The following is a 14,360-nucleotide window of genomic DNA, read 5'->3' as shown; positions in this document are numbered from 1 at the left end:
CTAGAAAATCACGTGTTCACAGGGGGATATAACTAATGCGATGCAATCTGCTCGTTCGCGTATCCGCGCTTGCCGTCTTGGCCGCGGGATTTTCCGGCACCGCCTATTCACAAACCTCGACCACCCCTGAATGCACGCCCGGCCAGGAGCGTCTCGCCGATGGGTCGCTGTGCGCGCCGGTCGCGGGCGAGCCGGCGGTGGGCGCCGATGGCGCAACGCGGCGCGAGTCCGCCCCCGAAGAGATCACCGTCACCGGATCGCGTATCCGGCTTCCGAACGTCGAAGGCACCGTGCCGATCACGGTGATCAACAATCAGTATCTGTCCAATCGCGGCCTGACCAATGCTGCCGATGCGCTGAACGAGACGCCGGGCATTCGCGGCAGCATCACCCCCGCAGGCGCGCAGGGTTCGTTTGGCCAAGGCGTCAATTTCATCAACGGACTTGGGCTGGGTTCGAACCGGACGCTGACGCTGATCAACGGCCGCCGCTCGGTATCGTCCAACGTGACGACGATCTTCAACCAGGGCGGCGCAGGGACGCAGGTCGACGTCAACGTCATTCCGACGCTGTTGCTCGACCGTATCGAACAGATCTCGACGGTCGGGGCGACCACCTATGGTTCAGACGCGATTGCCTCAACGGTCAATTTTATTCTCGACACCCGCCTAAAGGGCGTTCGCTACACCGCATTGAGTGGTATCACCGAAGAAGGGGACGCATTCCGTTACAACCTAGCGCTGGCGGGCGGCTTCGACTTTGACGATGGCCGCGGTAACATCACGCTGGCCTATACGCGCGACTATCAAAAGGGCTTGCTGTACAATTCGCGTGGTTTCCTTCGCGACAATATCGGATCGGCCGACAATCCCTCGACAGCGCAGTCCGCACAGCTCGGCCGCCCTGCTGGTACGACCACCGCAAATGACGGCCGGGTGAATACAGGAATCGGTTTCAATGATTCCGGAACTGACGGATTTCCCGGATCGATCCTGGTACGCGACCGGACGTTGCCGTTGCTGACCGGTGGAGGTCTGATCACGTCGGCCTTCGCCAACGCGAACGGGACCGGCTCAGTCGCGGCGGCAGTGCAGAATTATCAGTTCGACCGCAGCGGCAATCTCGTGCCCTTCAACCGGGGTATCCGGTTCGTGAGCGTCCAGCAGGGCAGCGGCGGCGACGGGTTCCGCTTCAACGATTATTCGCAGATCACCAGCGATCTGCGGCGCAACGTGTTTAATGGCTTTGCCGGTTACGACTTTTCCGATGCGTTCAAGGTCTTCATCGAGGCAACCTATTTCCAGTCGCGCGGTGACGAACTGGTTCAGCAGCCGACCTTCAACAGCAGCCTGTTCGGCGGTCTCAGCGGCGCGCTGACGTTCACGAGCGCAAGCCCGTTCCTGACGGATCAGGCGCGCGCGCAGCTAACGGCGCTCGGCGTCCAGCGGTTCCAGGTCTCGCGTGCGTCGCTCGATCTGGCCGACCTGACGGGCTTCTCGACCAACAAGCAATATCGTGCCGTCGCCGGCGTCCGCGGCAATTTCAATGTTGGTGGTCGTCGTTTTAATTATGAAGCCAGCAGCAACATCGGTCGGGTCGATATTCGCGATACCCGACAGGACATCAACGCCCAGCGGTTCATCAATGCGGTGAACGTCACGCGGAACGCTGCGGGGCAGATCGTGTGCACGGCAACCCCGTTGGTGCAGGCCGCACCTGGCGGTACGCCAGTCGCAGACGCCGCCTGCGTGCCGCTCAACCTGTTGGGTGAAGGTCTTTCGAGCCCGGAGGCACGGTCGTACATCGTATCCGAGAACATCACGAGGAGCCGGCTCGAACAGATCGTTTACAACGTCAATGTCGGCGGCAGCCCGTTCGACCTGTTCGGCAACGAGACCGGCTTGAACCTGGGCTATGAGCATCGCGAGGAGCGCGGCAGCTTCACCCCCAGCACCTTCGAGCAACTGGGGCAGGGGCGTGCTGTCGCCATTCTTCCGGTCGCGGGACGATACAATGTTGACGAGGTGTTCGGCGAAGTCATCCTTCCGATCGTCACGGCGCAGAACGGGTTGTCGTTCCTGCATTCGCTTCAGCTGAATGCCAGCGGCCGTCACGTCAACAACACCGTCAATGGCGGTTTCACGGCCTATGCAGGCGGCGTGTCGTTCGCGCCGATCCGGGATATCGCGCTGCGCGGCAATTATACGAAGTCGTTCCGCGCACCTGCCATCACCGAGCTGTTCTCCCCCGTTGCGAACGTGTTCACCACGGTTCCCGACCTGTGTTCGCCTGCCAACATCAATGCCGGTGCCGCGCCCGAAAACCGTGCCCGCAACTGCGCGGCCTTCCTGTCGGCATTCCCGAATGCCACGCCACTGGATGCCGCAGCCGCCACCGTCCCGGGACGCAACGGGGGCAATGTCGGGCTTGCGAATGAAGTGGCGAAGAGCTTCACCTATGGTGTCGTTCTGCAGCCGCGTTTCATTCCCAACCTGACGCTGACGGTCGATTATGTGAACATCAAGATCTCGGATCCAATTGCCAGCCTGACGGTCGCGCAGATCGCATCGGCGTGTTTCGACAATTCGACGTTCAACGCCGCCGATCCGGCGAACGGCAATGCGTTCTGCTCACAAATCCGACGCTATGCACAGGGACAAGGCGGCGCATCGGCGAACGGTGGCAACAATGGCGGCCAGGTGGTCAACGACCCCCTAAACCCGGGTGTCGGAAGTGGTTTCGTCAATGGAAACAAGATCAAGTTCGAAGGGATCCAGTCCGAACTCACTTATAATCGTTCGTTGTCGGGGCTGGGCATTCCTGGCTCGGTCGGGATGCGGGGAAATCTGTTCGTCTCGCTGAAGCGCATCAACGACATCACCGGCGTTGCCCCCGTGCGGACCGACGGAACGCTGGGCGATCCGACGTTTCAGGGCCAGTACAACCTTTCCTATTTTCATGACGACTTCGGCATCTCGACTTCGTTCAACTATACCGGCGAAGCGCTTTTCTCTCGTGTCAGCCGTGGTGCCGATCTTCGCGAAATCGACAAGCTCAAGGATTTCGTGACGGTCAATCCGAGCGTCTACATAAACGCAAGTGATCGTTTCCGGGTTACCTTTGCCGTGACCAATCTGTTCAACAGGGTCGGCGAAAAGTACAACGGGATCATCATCCCGGCGAGCTATAGTGACCTGATCGGTCGCCGGTTCGCGGTGAGCGTTGCCGGTAAGTTCTGACCGGGCGATAATATGAAAAAGGGGGCCGCTCGTCTTACCGAGCGGCCCCCTTTATTCGTTTGAGGCTTATAAGTGCGGCAACGGCAGTCTCACCGTTCGAGGCACATGGCGATTCCCATGCCGCCGCCGATGCACAGCGTCGCCAGCCCCTTGCGGGCGTCGCGCTTCTCCATCTCGTAGATCAGCGTCGTCAGCACACGCGCGCCGCTGGCGCCGATGGGGTGGCCGATCGCGATCGCGCCGCCATTGACGTTGACCTTGTCGGCATCCCAGCCGAGCTCCTTGCCGACCGACAACGCCTGGGCGGCAAACGCCTCGTTTGCCTCGATCAGGTCGAGATCGGCGATCGTCCAGCCGGCCTTTTCCAGCGCACGGCGGGTGGCGGGGACGGGGCCGATGCCCATGATCGACGGATCGACGCCCGCCGAAGCCCAGCTGCGGATCGTCGCGAGCACCGGACTGCCGCGGCGCTCGGCCTCGTCGCGGCGCATCAGCACCAGCGCGGCCGCGCCGTCGTTGAGGCCGCTCGCATTCGCCGCGGTGACGGTGCCGTCCTTCTTGAACGCCGGCCGCACGCCCGACACGCTCTCGATGGTCGCGCCCGCGCGGATATATTCGTCGTCGCTGACGATCGTGTCACCCTTGCGGCCCGCAATCGTCACCGGCGCGATCTCGTCCTTGAACCGGCCCGATCCGCGGGCCGCCTCCGCCTTGTTCTGCGAGCTGACCGAGAAGGCGTCCTGTTCGCCGCGCGTCACCTGATATTGCTCGGCGAGATTTTCGGCGGTGATGCCCATGTGATAGCCGTTGAACACGTCGGTCAGACCGTCGCTGACCATCGTGTCGACAAGGCTGAGATTGCCCATCTTCTGCCCGCCGCGGATCGACTGGGCGTGCGCGGACAGCGACATGGATTCCTGCCCACCAGCGACGACGATCGTCGCATCGCCGGTCTGGATCGCCTGACACGCCAGCGCGACCGCGCGCAGCCCCGAGCCGCAGACCTGGTTGACGCCCCAGGCGGGGACTTCCTTGGGAACGCCCGCCGCCATCGACGCCTGACGTGCAGGATTCTGCCCCTGCGCCGCGGTCAGCACCTGGCCGAGGATCACTTCGGAGACATCGGCGCCGTCGACACCCGCCTGCGCGAGCGCCGCCTCGATCGCGGTCCGGCCGAGCTCATGCGCGGGGACGGTGGCGAAGGCGCCGAGGAAGCTGCCGACCGGCGTGCGCTTGGCGGCGGTGATGACGATGTCGCTTGGGTGGGTGGCGGTCATGACGGGTCCTCTCGTTTTGCGGATCCAATACGCTAGCCGAGCGAATCTATCCAGTTCGCGAGCGGCTCCCAGAGCTGGTCGCGGGCACGGCTGCCGACGATCATGCCGACATGGCCGGCATCGACGTCGCGCCGGTCCGCCAGTCCGATCGCAGTCGCGGCTGGCACGATCCGGTCGTTGCGCGCGACGAACTCGACCGCGGGGCAGGACAGCGCCCGCGGGGCGATCGAGCGACCGGCAATCCGCCACAGACCGCGTCCGGGGAGGTCCCGGGCGATCATGTCCCCGAACAGTCCGGCGGCGGCGGCGGCGGGGAGCGGCGCACCCGCATTCGCCCAGTCCTCCAGCCTGACGAACGCGCGCGCGGCGGGGCTGGTCGGATCGCGGTCGGCGAACGTCTCGTATTTCGCGATCGTCTGCGCGGGCGCGAGCTGCCAGAACCCGCTTTGCAGCACTTCCATCGGCAACAGCCCCGTCTGGCGCGCAAACGGCGCACCGGCGCGCCAAAGTCGCGCCATCTCGGCACGCGCGGTCTCGCCATAGCCGGCGAAATGCCAAGGCGCCGCGATCGTCGCCAGCCCCGCGACCCGCGTCAAGGCGGCAGCGGCGACGGCGAGGGTGCCGCCCAGGCAATAGCCCACCAGGATCGGCGGGGTGGCAAACCCTTGCAGCAGGGGCAGGAGGATGCGCGCGACATGCGCGTCGAGGTCGAGGTCCCGATCCTCGGGCCCCGGCGTTCCCCAGTCGAGCAGGTGCGCATGATAGCCCCGCGTGGCCAGCCACTGCATCAGCGACGTGTCCGCGGAAAGATCGAGGATCGCCGCCGGGTTGATCAGCGAGGGTATAACGATGACCGCCGGCTTGCCCGTAGTGCCACCGCCATAGTCGCGCAGGACCGCCCGGCCGGCCGACGCGCGGATCGGGCGGGGCGGCAAAGGCAGATCCCGGGGCGCGGCCTGATAGCGGTCGAGCCCGGCCAGCGCCCGCGCGCGGCGGTCGGGCGATGCTGCGGTTTCGTTGCGCAACATGGCGAGGAACAGCGGCAATGGCCGTGGACCATGTTGCGGCGCAATGTCAAAGCGCGTAGCGTTTGCCCCGGTCACGTGGAGGGGCTGCATATGAAGAAGCAAAGCACGGTCGACGGGCTTGTCATCATCAAGAAGTACGCCAACAGGCGGCTTTATAATACCGAAACATCATCCTACATCACGCTCGATCATCTCGCGACGATGACTCGCGAGGGCCGTGACTTCAAGGTCGTCGATGCGAAGACCGAAGAGGATATCACGCACAACGTCCTCACCCAGATCATCATGGAGGAGGAAAGCCGCGGCGAGACGATGCTGCCGGTCAATTTCCTGCGCCAGCTGATCTCGATGTATGGCGATTCGATGCAGAAGATGGTGCCCGGCTATCTCGAGGCATCGATGGATAGCTTCCGCCGCAATCAGGAACAGTTCAAGACCGCGGTCGAAGGGGCGTTTGCCCATTCGCCTTTCGCCGACATTGCCAAGCGTAATCTGGCGATGTTCGACGTTGCAGCGCAGGCCTTTGCCCCCGGCAATGCTGCGGCTGCAGCATCCCCCGCACCAGCAGCCGCCAGGCCGGCGGCAACGAAGGACGAGGAGATCGCTGCCCTGCGCACCGAACTCGCCAGTCTTCAGGACAAGGTGGAAAAGCTCGGGAGCTGACATGGCACCGTTGCTGTGGACGGTGAGCGGCGGCTTTGCGGCGCTCGCGATCGCATCGGGTCTGGGCGCCCGCCGTCGCCATCGGCGGCGCGATCCCGACGCGGTCGGCTGGGTCGACTGGCCGACCGTCCAGATGCTTTCGCTCATCGGGCTGGCGGTAACGATCGGGCTGGCGTTCAAGACCTAGCTGGCGGGGCGGCGGCCGAGCCGCGGCCTCGACGTTCGGGCGTGCGCCGGTTACTATTCGCGCCAACCGTCAGGAGGGCAGGTCATGGACACGCTGGTGAGCACCGAATGGTTGGCGAACGCGCTCGAGACCAGCGTCCCGGGCGCTGGCGATCTCAGGGTCGTCGACGCAACCTATGCCGAGGGTCGCGACGCTGCGGCGGACTATGCGGCGGCGCATATTCCCGGCGCGGTGTTCTTGAACCTCGCCGAGCTTCGCGACACCGACAGCGACCTGCCCAACATGCTGCCGTCGCCCGCCAAGTTCGCCAGCCGGATGCAGTCGCTCGGGCTCGGCGACGGCAGCCGCATCGTGCTGTACGACAGCTCGCCTTGGCGCACGGCGGCGCGCGCCTGGTGGATGCTGCGAACCTTTGGTGCGCACAATGTCGCGATCCTCGACGGCGGTCTGGCGAAATGGCAGGCCGAAGGGCGCGAGACGGAGTCGGGCAAGCAGGCGGTGCGGCATCGCCACTTCACCATCTGGGCCGACGACAAGGCTGTTCGCACGAAGGACCAGATGACCGCGAACCTGTCGAGCGGCGCCGAGCAGGTCGTCGATGCACGCTCCGCCGCCCGGTTCACCGGTGCCGAGGCGGACCCGCGACCTGGCACCGCATCGGGGCATATCCCCGGATCCAAATCACTGCCCTATGCCACGCTGTTCAACGCGGACGGCACGTGGAAGACGGGCGACGCGCTGCGATCGGCATTCGAGGGCGCGGGCATCGATCTGGCAAGGCCGATCGTGACGACCTGTGGATCGGGAATCACCGCGGCGGTGCTGGCGTTCGGCGCGCACCTCCTTGGCAACGAAGCCGCGCTGTACGACGGCAGCTGGTCGGAATGGGGCGGCGATCCGTCGACGCCGAAGGCAATGGGCACGAAGGCGACAGGAACGCAATGACCGAAACGACAAGGCCGGTCGGCGACGCCACCAAGGTGGTGCTCGCCGGACGTCGCGCGGAATGGACTCGTGGTGTCGGGGAAGGGGCGATCGTCAGTCCGCCGGTCTGGCGGGCGTCGACGATCCTGTATGATTCCGTTGGCCATCTTCGCGACAGCGCGACCCGCGATACGCATCATCGGTTGTTCTACGGTCGCAAGGGCACGCCGACGCAGTGGAGCCTTGCGGATGCGCTGACCACGCTCGAGCCCGGGGCGGAGGGCACGTTCCTTTATGGATCGGGCGTCGCGGCGATCGCCGCGGCTTTGCTATCGGTGCTGTCGCCGGGCGACGAGCTGCTGCTGGTCGACAGCGCCTATGACCCGACGCGCGGGATGGCGAACGGTCTGCTCAAGCGGTTCGGCATCACGACCCGCTTCTACGACCCGCTGATCGGTGCGGGGATCGCCGACCTGATCGGCGAGAAGACCCGCGCGATCTTCATGGAAAGTCCCGGCTCGCTCAGTTTCGAGGTGCAGGACATCCCCGCCATTGTCGCGGCCGCGCGCGCGCGCGGTGTGACGACCCTGCTCGACAATACCTGGGCCACGCCGCTGTTCTTTCCAGCGATCGGCCACGGGGTCGACCTGACGATTTTGGCGTGCACCAAATATGTCGTCGGCCATTCGGACGCGATGCTCGGATCGGTGACGGCAGGGCCCGGCCATTTCAAGGCGCTGCGCGAGACGAGCTTCCAGCTGGGGCAGATCGCCAGTCCCGACGATTGCTGGCTCGGCAGTCGCGGGCTGCGGACGATGGCGGTCCGGCTCGCCCAGCACCAGTCGAGCGCGCTGGCGATCGCGCAGTGGCTGGAGGCGCGTCCGGAGGTGGCGCAGGTGCTGCATCCGGCCCTGCCTGGCTGCCCGGGGCACGATCTGTTCGTGCGCGATTTCAAGGGATCGAGCGGGCTGTTCTCGTTCGTGCTGGACGGCGGTGACGAGGCGTCGCGGGCCGCGCTGATCGACACGCTCGAGCTGTTCGGGATCGGCTATAGCTGGGGCGGGTTCGAAAGCCTGGCGCTGCCGGTCGATCCGCATCGCTATCGCAGCGTCACCCGCCGCGAGGTCGCCGGGCCTATGGTCCGTCTGCAGATCGGGCTCGAGGATCCGGCGGACCTGATCGCCGATCTCGACGCCGGGCTTGCGGCGTTTCGGGCGGTGCGCGGCTAGCGACCTTGCTCGCCGGACGTGAGCGGGTACAGCGTGGTGATCATGCATACAGAACCGCCCGACGCTGAAGGCCCGGTCTTCGATACGGCGTTTCAGGCCAGGCTCGATCTGCTGTTCCGCTGGCGCCGTGACGTCCGCCGATTCCGGCGCGACGCGCTGCCCGCGGGCGCAGTCGACGCGCTGCTCGCGATCGCCGACGCCGCGCCGTCGGTTGGGCTCAGCCAGCCCTGGCGGTTCGTCACGATCGACGACCCCGCGCGACGCGACGCGATCCGCGCGGACTTTGCCGCCTGCAACGCCGCCGCGCTGGCCGGGCAAGACGAGACGCGTGCCGCGCTCTACGCCCGGTTGAAGCTCGCCGGGCTCGAGCAGGCGCCCGTTCACATCGCGGTGTTCGTCGAACCCGATCCTAGTCAGGGTCATGGTCTGGGGCGTCAGACCATGCCGGAAAGCGTCGCCTATTCCGCCGTGATCGCGATACACACACTGTGGCTGGCGGCGCGCGCGCAGGGGATCGGGCTCGGCTGGGTCTCGATCCTCGACCCCGCACGGATCGCGCACATTGCGGGCGTGCCGGAGGGATGGCGGTTCGTCGGCTATCTCTGCCTCGGTTATCCCGAAAGAGACGCGGACATGCCCGAGTTGGCGCGTGAGGGGTGGGAAGCGCCGCGGCGCACGCCGATCCTGCGTCGATAGGCCCGCGCGCACCCGAGCGTTGCGACCGAGACGGTGTGTCCGGTGCGCAACATCCATGGCGTCAACACCGCGCCTGGCGCAATAATCGCTTGTGCAGTGCATCAACGACTGTCATTCATTTGTCACCGCAGGAAAGACCGCGCTCGGAGGCCATGCCTCGATAGATGCGGCGTCCGCGGGTGCAGGCGGGGACATCGAATTTCCAGTTTCGAAAGGGAAACGATGCGCTTCTCCACTATCCTCTTCGGCGGCCTCGCGCTGGCTGCCGCACCCCCTGCGTTCGCGCAGGATACGGCGCCACCCAAGGACGTCACGGTCAGCGGATCGGTCGGACTTGTCAGCGACTATCGCTTTCGCGGCGTGTCGCAGTCGGACGAAAATCTCGCGGTCCAGGGCGGCATCACGATCGCGCACAAGAGCGGCGTCTATATCGGCACCTGGGGGTCGAACCTCGCCGGCTGGGGCACGTTCGGCGGCGCCAACATGGAGCTCGACCTGATCGCCGGGTACAAGCTTCCCGTCGGTGGCGGCACGCTCGACGTCGGCGCGACGTGGTACATGTACCCGTCGGGCTTCGACAATACCGACTTCATCGAGCCCTATGCCAAGCTCTCGGGCACTGCCGGCCCGGTCGCGCTGACCGCGGGCGTCGCCTATGCGCCCAAGCAGCAGGCGCTGGGGCCTTGGTATTCGAACGGCACCTCGGCCGCCAACGGGGTCTATGACCGCGTCAACGCCAAGGATTCGAACCTGTATTTGTGGGGCGATGTCAGCAGCGGCATTCCCGATACCGGGCTGACCGTAAAGGCGCATGTCGGCTATTCGAACGGCAACAAGGGGCTCGGGCCATTCGCCACCAGCGTGTCGCCGACCGGCGAATATTTCGACTGGCTGGTGGGTGCCGATTACGTGATTCCGGGCACGCCGCTGACCTTGGGCGTCGCCTATGTCGATACCGACATCAGCAAGGCGGAGTCGGCGTATCTCCAGCCGAGCTTCAGCCGTGGGCAGGACGGCGTCGGTTCGATCGCCAACGGGAAGGTGCTGGCGTCGCTGACCGCCGCGTTCTGACGTAGCGCGGGTGCTGTCGTCGTCTTGGCGCTTGGCTGGGATGGCGGGAGCGCGCGGTTGCGGCATTTTGCACGGCCGCTTCCTGCCTCCCTCTCGTCACCCCAGCGGAAGCTGGGGTATCCTACGGAGCAGGGGCGGGCGGGGTGGCCATCGACCGAACACGAAAAAGGGCGGCCCCCCTGCGGGAGCCGCCCTTTTTCGCGTCTTGCGGCAGCCGCTCAGTTGGCGGTTGCGCGCGCATCCTGGCCGTCGCCTTCGGGGGCGGCAACGATGTCGCGCGTGGTCGAACCCTTGTCGATCACGGTCGTGCCGGGATCGCCCGCGCTCGACCGGATGCCGGGATCGGCGGCGCTGGGGCCCGCTTCGCTCAGCACGCCGGCTTCGGCAGGGCTGCGCGCAGCGGTGCCGCCGAACAGCGCGTCGAGCGTCTGGGCGTTCGCGGCGGTATCCTGCGGCCGTGCGGCACCCGGCTGCGGCGGGACCAGCGCGAAATCGGGGGGGATCACCAGCGGAGCCTGGCGGGCGACGGCGAACTCGTCCGGCCGCGCACGATCGAGGCTCTTGCCGGCGCCACAGCCGGACAGCAACGCGACGCTCGCCAGACCGGCAGCCAGGGGCACAAACTTACGCATGGGAATTCTCCACAGGGGGCTTCTCGCGCACGAGCAGCGCCCGGACAAGCAGGACGAGCACGCCGACAGTAATCGCTGCATCCGCGACATTGAAGACCAAAAACGGGCGCCACTCGCCGATATGCAGGTCGGCGAAATCGACGACATAGCCGAGCCGGATCCGGTCGAGGATATTGCCGACCGCACCGCCGAGCACGAAGCCCAGCGCGATCTGATCCGCCCTGTTCTTCTCGCGCGTCATCCAGATTGCGACCCCGACCGAGATCGCCCCCGTCAGCAGCACCAGCGCCCAGCGCGTCAGATGGCCATCGGCGGGCAACAACCCGAGAGAAATGCCGATATTGGGCACGAAGCGCAGGTCGAAGAACGACGTGATCGTTTGCGCATCGCCGAGCGAATCGATCCCGAGCGGGCGCGTTACGGCCCATTTGCTGAGCTGGTCGGCGAGGAACAGCGCGATCGCCGCCCCGAAGCCGGCCTTTGGCAGGTTACGCATGCGCCACCACCTCTTCGCACCGGTCGCAGAGCTCGCCGTCGGTCGTCACCTCGGGGAGGTGGCGCCAGCAGCGACCGCATTTGTGGAAGTCGGTGCGCGTCACGGTGACCGCATCGCCCGGCGTGACCTTGGCGACGATGAACGCCTCGGCCAGAGCGTCGGCGTCGAGCAGCATCGATGGGACGGTGATCTCGGCCTCGAGGCTGGACCGCACGGTCTTCTCGCGGCGCAACGGCTCGATCGCCTCGGTGACGGCGACGCGCAGCGCGCGGATCTCATGCCACTTGGCGCCGACCACGTCGTCCGCGTCGAGCGACGGGAGCGACGGCCATTCGAGATAGTGGACCGAGCTGTCGTCGCTCGGGAAGCGCGACTGCCAGACTTCCTCCGCGGTGAAGCACAGCACCGGCGCGGCGTAGCGGACCAGCGCGTGGAACAGCACGTCGAGGACGGTGCGGTACGCGCGACGCTTCACGTCTCCAGGCGCGTCGCAGTAGAGCGAGTCCTTGCGGATATCGAAGAAGAACGCGGACAGGTCCTCGTTCGCGAAGTCGGTCAGCAGCCGCGTGTAGCGGTTGAACTCATAGCCTTCCGCCGCCTGGCGCAGCTCGGTGTCGATCATGCCGAGACGGTGGAGCACGTAGCGCTCGAGTTCGGGCATGTCGGACACGGCGACACGCTCGGACTCGTCGAAACCCTCGAGCGCGCCGAGCATGTAGCGGAACGTGTTGCGCAGCTTGCGGTAGGAATCCGACGCGGTGGCGAGCACCTCCTTGCCGATCTTCACGTCGTCGAAATAATCGGTCGAGGCGACCCACATGCGCAGGATGTCCGCGCCGCTCTCACCGATGATCTTGAGAGGATCGACGACGTTGCCGAGGCTCTTCGACATCTTGCGGCCCTGGCCGTCGAGCGCGAAGCCGTGGGTGAGGACCGCGTCATAGGGTGCGCGACCGCGCGTGCCGCAGCTTTCGAGCAAGCTCGACTGGAACCAGCCGCGATGCTGGTCCGACCCTTCGAGGTACAGGTTGGCGCGTGTGCCTTCGCCGTAGCGCGCTTCGACCGTGAAGACGTGCGTGCAGCCCGAATCGAACCAGACGTCGAGGATGTCCTTCACGACCTCATAGTCGGCGAGGTCGTAATCGGGGCCGAGCAGCGCCTGGTGGCCGTCGGCGTACCACGCATCCGCGCCGTTCTGGCGGAAGGCTTCGACGATGCGCGCGTTGACGGCGGGGTCGTTGAGGTACTGGCCGGTGGCGCGGTTGACGAACAGCGCGATGGGCACGCCCCAGGCGCGCTGGCGCGAGATGACCCAGTCGGGGCGGCCCTGCACCATCGAGGTGATCCGGTTTTCCGAGCGCGCGGGGATCCAGCTGGTCGCGGCGATCGCGTCGAGTGCGATTTCGCGGAGGGTTGCGCCGTTGCTCGACCCAGGCCCTTCGACTTCGCTCAGGGCGAACGGCGGGGCGGCCGCATTCCCAACCCCGTTCGTGCTGAGCGAAGTCGAAGCACCTTGGGTGCCGACCGACGTCGCCGCATCCATCGGGATGAACCATTGCGGCGTAGCGCGGAAGATCACCTTGGCCTTGGAACGCCACGAATGCGGGTAGCTGTGCTTGAAGTCGTCGCTCGCCGCGAGCAGCGCACCGGTCGCGCGCAGATCGGTGCAGATCGGGCCGTCGGCGGCCACGAACTTCTTGTTGATGACAGACCCTTGCCCGCCGAGCCAGGCCCAGTCGGCGCGGTACATCCCCGCACCGTCGACCGCGAAGACCGGGTCGATGCCGTATTGCTTGCAGAGCTCGAAATCGTCCTCGCCGTGGTCCGGCGACATGTGGACGAGGCCGGTGCCCGCGTCGGTGGTGACGAAGTCGCCGGGGAGGAACGGGCGGGGCTTGGCGAAGAACCCGCCGAGTGCGTGCATCGGGTGGCGTGCGGTGGCGCCTTCGAGTTGCGAACCGAGGATCTGTCGATCTGTGATCTCTTGCAAATCTCCTGAGTCTAACAGGATGCCGGTGCGACGCTCAAACTCGTTCTTAAGGTCGAAGGCGATGAGGAACCGGCGACCATCAGCTGCGTGAAAGGCCTGATAGTGCATGCCAGGCCCATAGCTGAGCGCCTGGTTCACCGGGATCGTCCACGGTGTCGTCGTCCAGATCACCGCATGCGCGCCGACCAGTTCGGGCGCGTTCGGCGCGTCGACGATCTCGAACGCGACGTCGATCTGCGTCGAGACGATGTCCTCATATTCGACCTCGGCCTCGGCGAGCGCGGTCTTTTCGACCGGCGACCACATCACCGGCTTCGCACCGCGGTACAGCTGGCCGCTCTCGGCGAACTTGAGCAGCTCGCCGACGATCGTCGCCTCGGCATCGTACTTCATCGTGAGGTACGGATCGGCCCAGTCGCCCATCACGCCGAGCCGCTCGAACTCGCCCTTCTGCACCTCGACCCATTTTTCGGCATAGGCGCGGCATTCGGCGCGGAACTGGTCGACGGGGACGTCGTCCTTGTTCAGCTTCTTCGCGCGATACGCTTCCTCGACCTTCCACTCGATCGGCAGGCCGTGACAGTCCCAGCCCGGGACGTAGGGCGCGTCCTTGCCCATCAGCGATTGCGATCGGACGATGATGTCCTTCAGGACCTTGTTCATCGCATGGCCCATGTGGATGTCGCCGTTCGCGTACGGGGGGCCGTCGTGCAGGATGAACCGCTCGCGCCCGAGCCGCTGTTCGCGCAGCCGGTCGTAGATGCCGAGCTTTGCCCAGCGCTCTAGAATCGCCGGCTCCTTGGCGGCGAGACCGGCCTTCATCGGGAAGTCGGTCTTCGGCAGGAAGACGGTGTCGCGGTAATCGCGGGCGGGCGCAGGAGTATCGGTCATAAGTGGGCCGGGCTGTAGCCGAGCGGAGGGCGCGTTG

At 65.8% G+C, this 14,360-nt stretch carries 12 protein-coding genes; 7 read left to right on the top strand and 5 right to left on the bottom strand.

What is annotated here, in order from left to right:
- Window positions 1-35: 35 nt before the first annotated feature.
- A complete protein-coding gene (locus SOM18_RS10635) occupies window positions 36-3,239 on the top strand; it encodes a TonB-dependent receptor domain-containing protein (RefSeq protein WP_052380870.1) in 3,204 nt (1,067 codons plus the stop codon).
- 89 nt (window positions 3,240-3,328) lie between these two features.
- Here SOM18_RS10635 and SOM18_RS10630 read toward each other — a convergent pair whose 3' ends face one another.
- Both SOM18_RS10630 and SOM18_RS10625 read right to left on the bottom strand, forming a co-directional pair.
- Window positions 3,329-4,516 (bottom strand): acetyl-CoA C-acetyltransferase, encoded by a 1,188-nt coding sequence (locus tag SOM18_RS10630; protein WP_320481629.1) that lies wholly within the window; start codon window positions 4,514-4,516, stop codon window positions 3,329-3,331.
- 32 nt (window positions 4,517-4,548) lie between these two features.
- The gene (locus tag SOM18_RS10625; protein WP_031439997.1) at window positions 4,549-5,544 is read right to left on the bottom strand and encodes an alpha/beta fold hydrolase; all 996 of its coding nucleotides are present in this window, start codon (window positions 5,542-5,544) and stop codon (window positions 4,549-4,551) included.
- 90 nt (window positions 5,545-5,634) lie between these two features.
- Between SOM18_RS10625 and phaR the strand changes: the two genes are divergently transcribed.
- From phaR to SOM18_RS10595, 6 genes are all read left to right on the top strand, one after another.
- Window positions 5,635-6,207, top strand: a complete 573-nt coding sequence (phaR, locus tag SOM18_RS10620) for a polyhydroxyalkanoate synthesis repressor PhaR (protein WP_031439998.1) — start codon at window positions 5,635-5,637, stop codon at window positions 6,205-6,207.
- 1 nt (window position 6,208) lies between these two features.
- Window positions 6,209-6,394, top strand: a complete 186-nt coding sequence (locus SOM18_RS10615) for a hypothetical protein (protein WP_031439999.1) — start codon at window positions 6,209-6,211, stop codon at window positions 6,392-6,394.
- Window positions 6,395-6,478: 84 nt separating this feature from the next.
- Window positions 6,479-7,339, top strand: coding sequence for a sulfurtransferase (locus SOM18_RS10610; RefSeq protein WP_031440000.1), 861 nt, complete (start codon window positions 6,479-6,481; stop codon window positions 7,337-7,339).
- Window positions 7,336-8,547, top strand: a complete 1,212-nt coding sequence (gene metC, locus SOM18_RS10605; protein ID WP_320481628.1) for a cystathionine beta-lyase — start codon at window positions 7,336-7,338, stop codon at window positions 8,545-8,547. The genes SOM18_RS10610 and metC overlap by 4 nt, the downstream gene beginning before the upstream one ends.
- 42 nt (window positions 8,548-8,589) lie before the next feature.
- A complete protein-coding gene (gene bluB, locus SOM18_RS10600; RefSeq protein WP_031440001.1) occupies window positions 8,590-9,243 on the top strand; it encodes a 5,6-dimethylbenzimidazole synthase in 654 nt (217 codons plus the stop codon).
- 222 nt (window positions 9,244-9,465) lie between these two features.
- The gene (locus tag SOM18_RS10595) at window positions 9,466-10,314 is read left to right on the top strand and encodes a TorF family putative porin (RefSeq protein WP_031395899.1); all 849 of its coding nucleotides are present in this window, start codon (window positions 9,466-9,468) and stop codon (window positions 10,312-10,314) included.
- Window positions 10,315-10,532: 218 nt separating this feature from the next.
- Here SOM18_RS10595 and SOM18_RS10590 read toward each other — a convergent pair whose 3' ends face one another.
- From SOM18_RS10590 to ileS, 3 genes are read right to left on the bottom strand one after another with little or no spacing between them, the layout of a single operon-like run.
- Window positions 10,533-10,946, bottom strand: coding sequence for a DUF3035 domain-containing protein (locus tag SOM18_RS10590; RefSeq protein ID WP_031440002.1), 414 nt, complete (start codon window positions 10,944-10,946; stop codon window positions 10,533-10,535).
- The gene (gene lspA / locus SOM18_RS10585) at window positions 10,939-11,442 is read right to left on the bottom strand and encodes a signal peptidase II (protein ID WP_031395901.1); all 504 of its coding nucleotides are present in this window, start codon (window positions 11,440-11,442) and stop codon (window positions 10,939-10,941) included. The genes SOM18_RS10590 and lspA overlap by 8 nt, the downstream gene beginning before the upstream one ends.
- Complete coding sequence (gene ileS, locus SOM18_RS10580) at window positions 11,435-14,323, bottom strand: isoleucine--tRNA ligase (protein ID WP_320481627.1); 2,889 nt, start codon at window positions 14,321-14,323, stop codon at window positions 11,435-11,437. The genes lspA and ileS overlap by 8 nt, the downstream gene beginning before the upstream one ends.
- Window positions 14,324-14,360: the final 37 nt, after the last annotated feature.

The organism is Sphingomonas sp. CFBP9019 (assembly GCF_034045155.1).
GTDB classification, from domain to species: Bacteria; Pseudomonadota; Alphaproteobacteria; order Sphingomonadales; family Sphingomonadaceae; genus Sphingomonas; species Sphingomonas aerolata.
This window is presented reverse-complemented; position numbering and strand designations above follow the sequence as displayed.

Coding starts and splice junctions, on each gene's coding strand:
- phaR (WP_031439998.1), top strand. CDS start 5,635: ATGAAGAAGCAAAGCACGGTCGACGGGCTTGTCATCATCAAGAAGTAC.
- lspA (WP_031395901.1), bottom strand. CDS start 11,442: ATGCGTAACCTGCCAAAGGCCGGCTTCGGGGCGGCGATCGCGCTGTTC.
- metC (WP_320481628.1), top strand. CDS start 7,336: ATGACCGAAACGACAAGGCCGGTCGGCGACGCCACCAAGGTGGTGCTC.
- SOM18_RS10625 (WP_031439997.1), bottom strand. CDS start 5,544: ATGTTGCGCAACGAAACCGCAGCATCGCCCGACCGCCGCGCGCGGGCG.
- bluB (WP_031440001.1), top strand. CDS start 8,590: ATGCATACAGAACCGCCCGACGCTGAAGGCCCGGTCTTCGATACGGCG.
- SOM18_RS10615 (WP_031439999.1), top strand. CDS start 6,209: ATGGCACCGTTGCTGTGGACGGTGAGCGGCGGCTTTGCGGCGCTCGCG.
- ileS (WP_320481627.1), bottom strand. CDS start 14,323: ATGACCGATACTCCTGCGCCCGCCCGCGATTACCGCGACACCGTCTTC.
- SOM18_RS10630 (WP_320481629.1), bottom strand. CDS start 4,516: ATGACCGCCACCCACCCAAGCGACATCGTCATCACCGCCGCCAAGCGC.
- SOM18_RS10610 (WP_031440000.1), top strand. CDS start 6,479: ATGGACACGCTGGTGAGCACCGAATGGTTGGCGAACGCGCTCGAGACC.
- SOM18_RS10595 (WP_031395899.1), top strand. CDS start 9,466: ATGCGCTTCTCCACTATCCTCTTCGGCGGCCTCGCGCTGGCTGCCGCA.
- SOM18_RS10635 (WP_052380870.1), top strand. CDS start 36: ATGCGATGCAATCTGCTCGTTCGCGTATCCGCGCTTGCCGTCTTGGCC.
- SOM18_RS10590 (WP_031440002.1), bottom strand. CDS start 10,946: ATGCGTAAGTTTGTGCCCCTGGCTGCCGGTCTGGCGAGCGTCGCGTTG.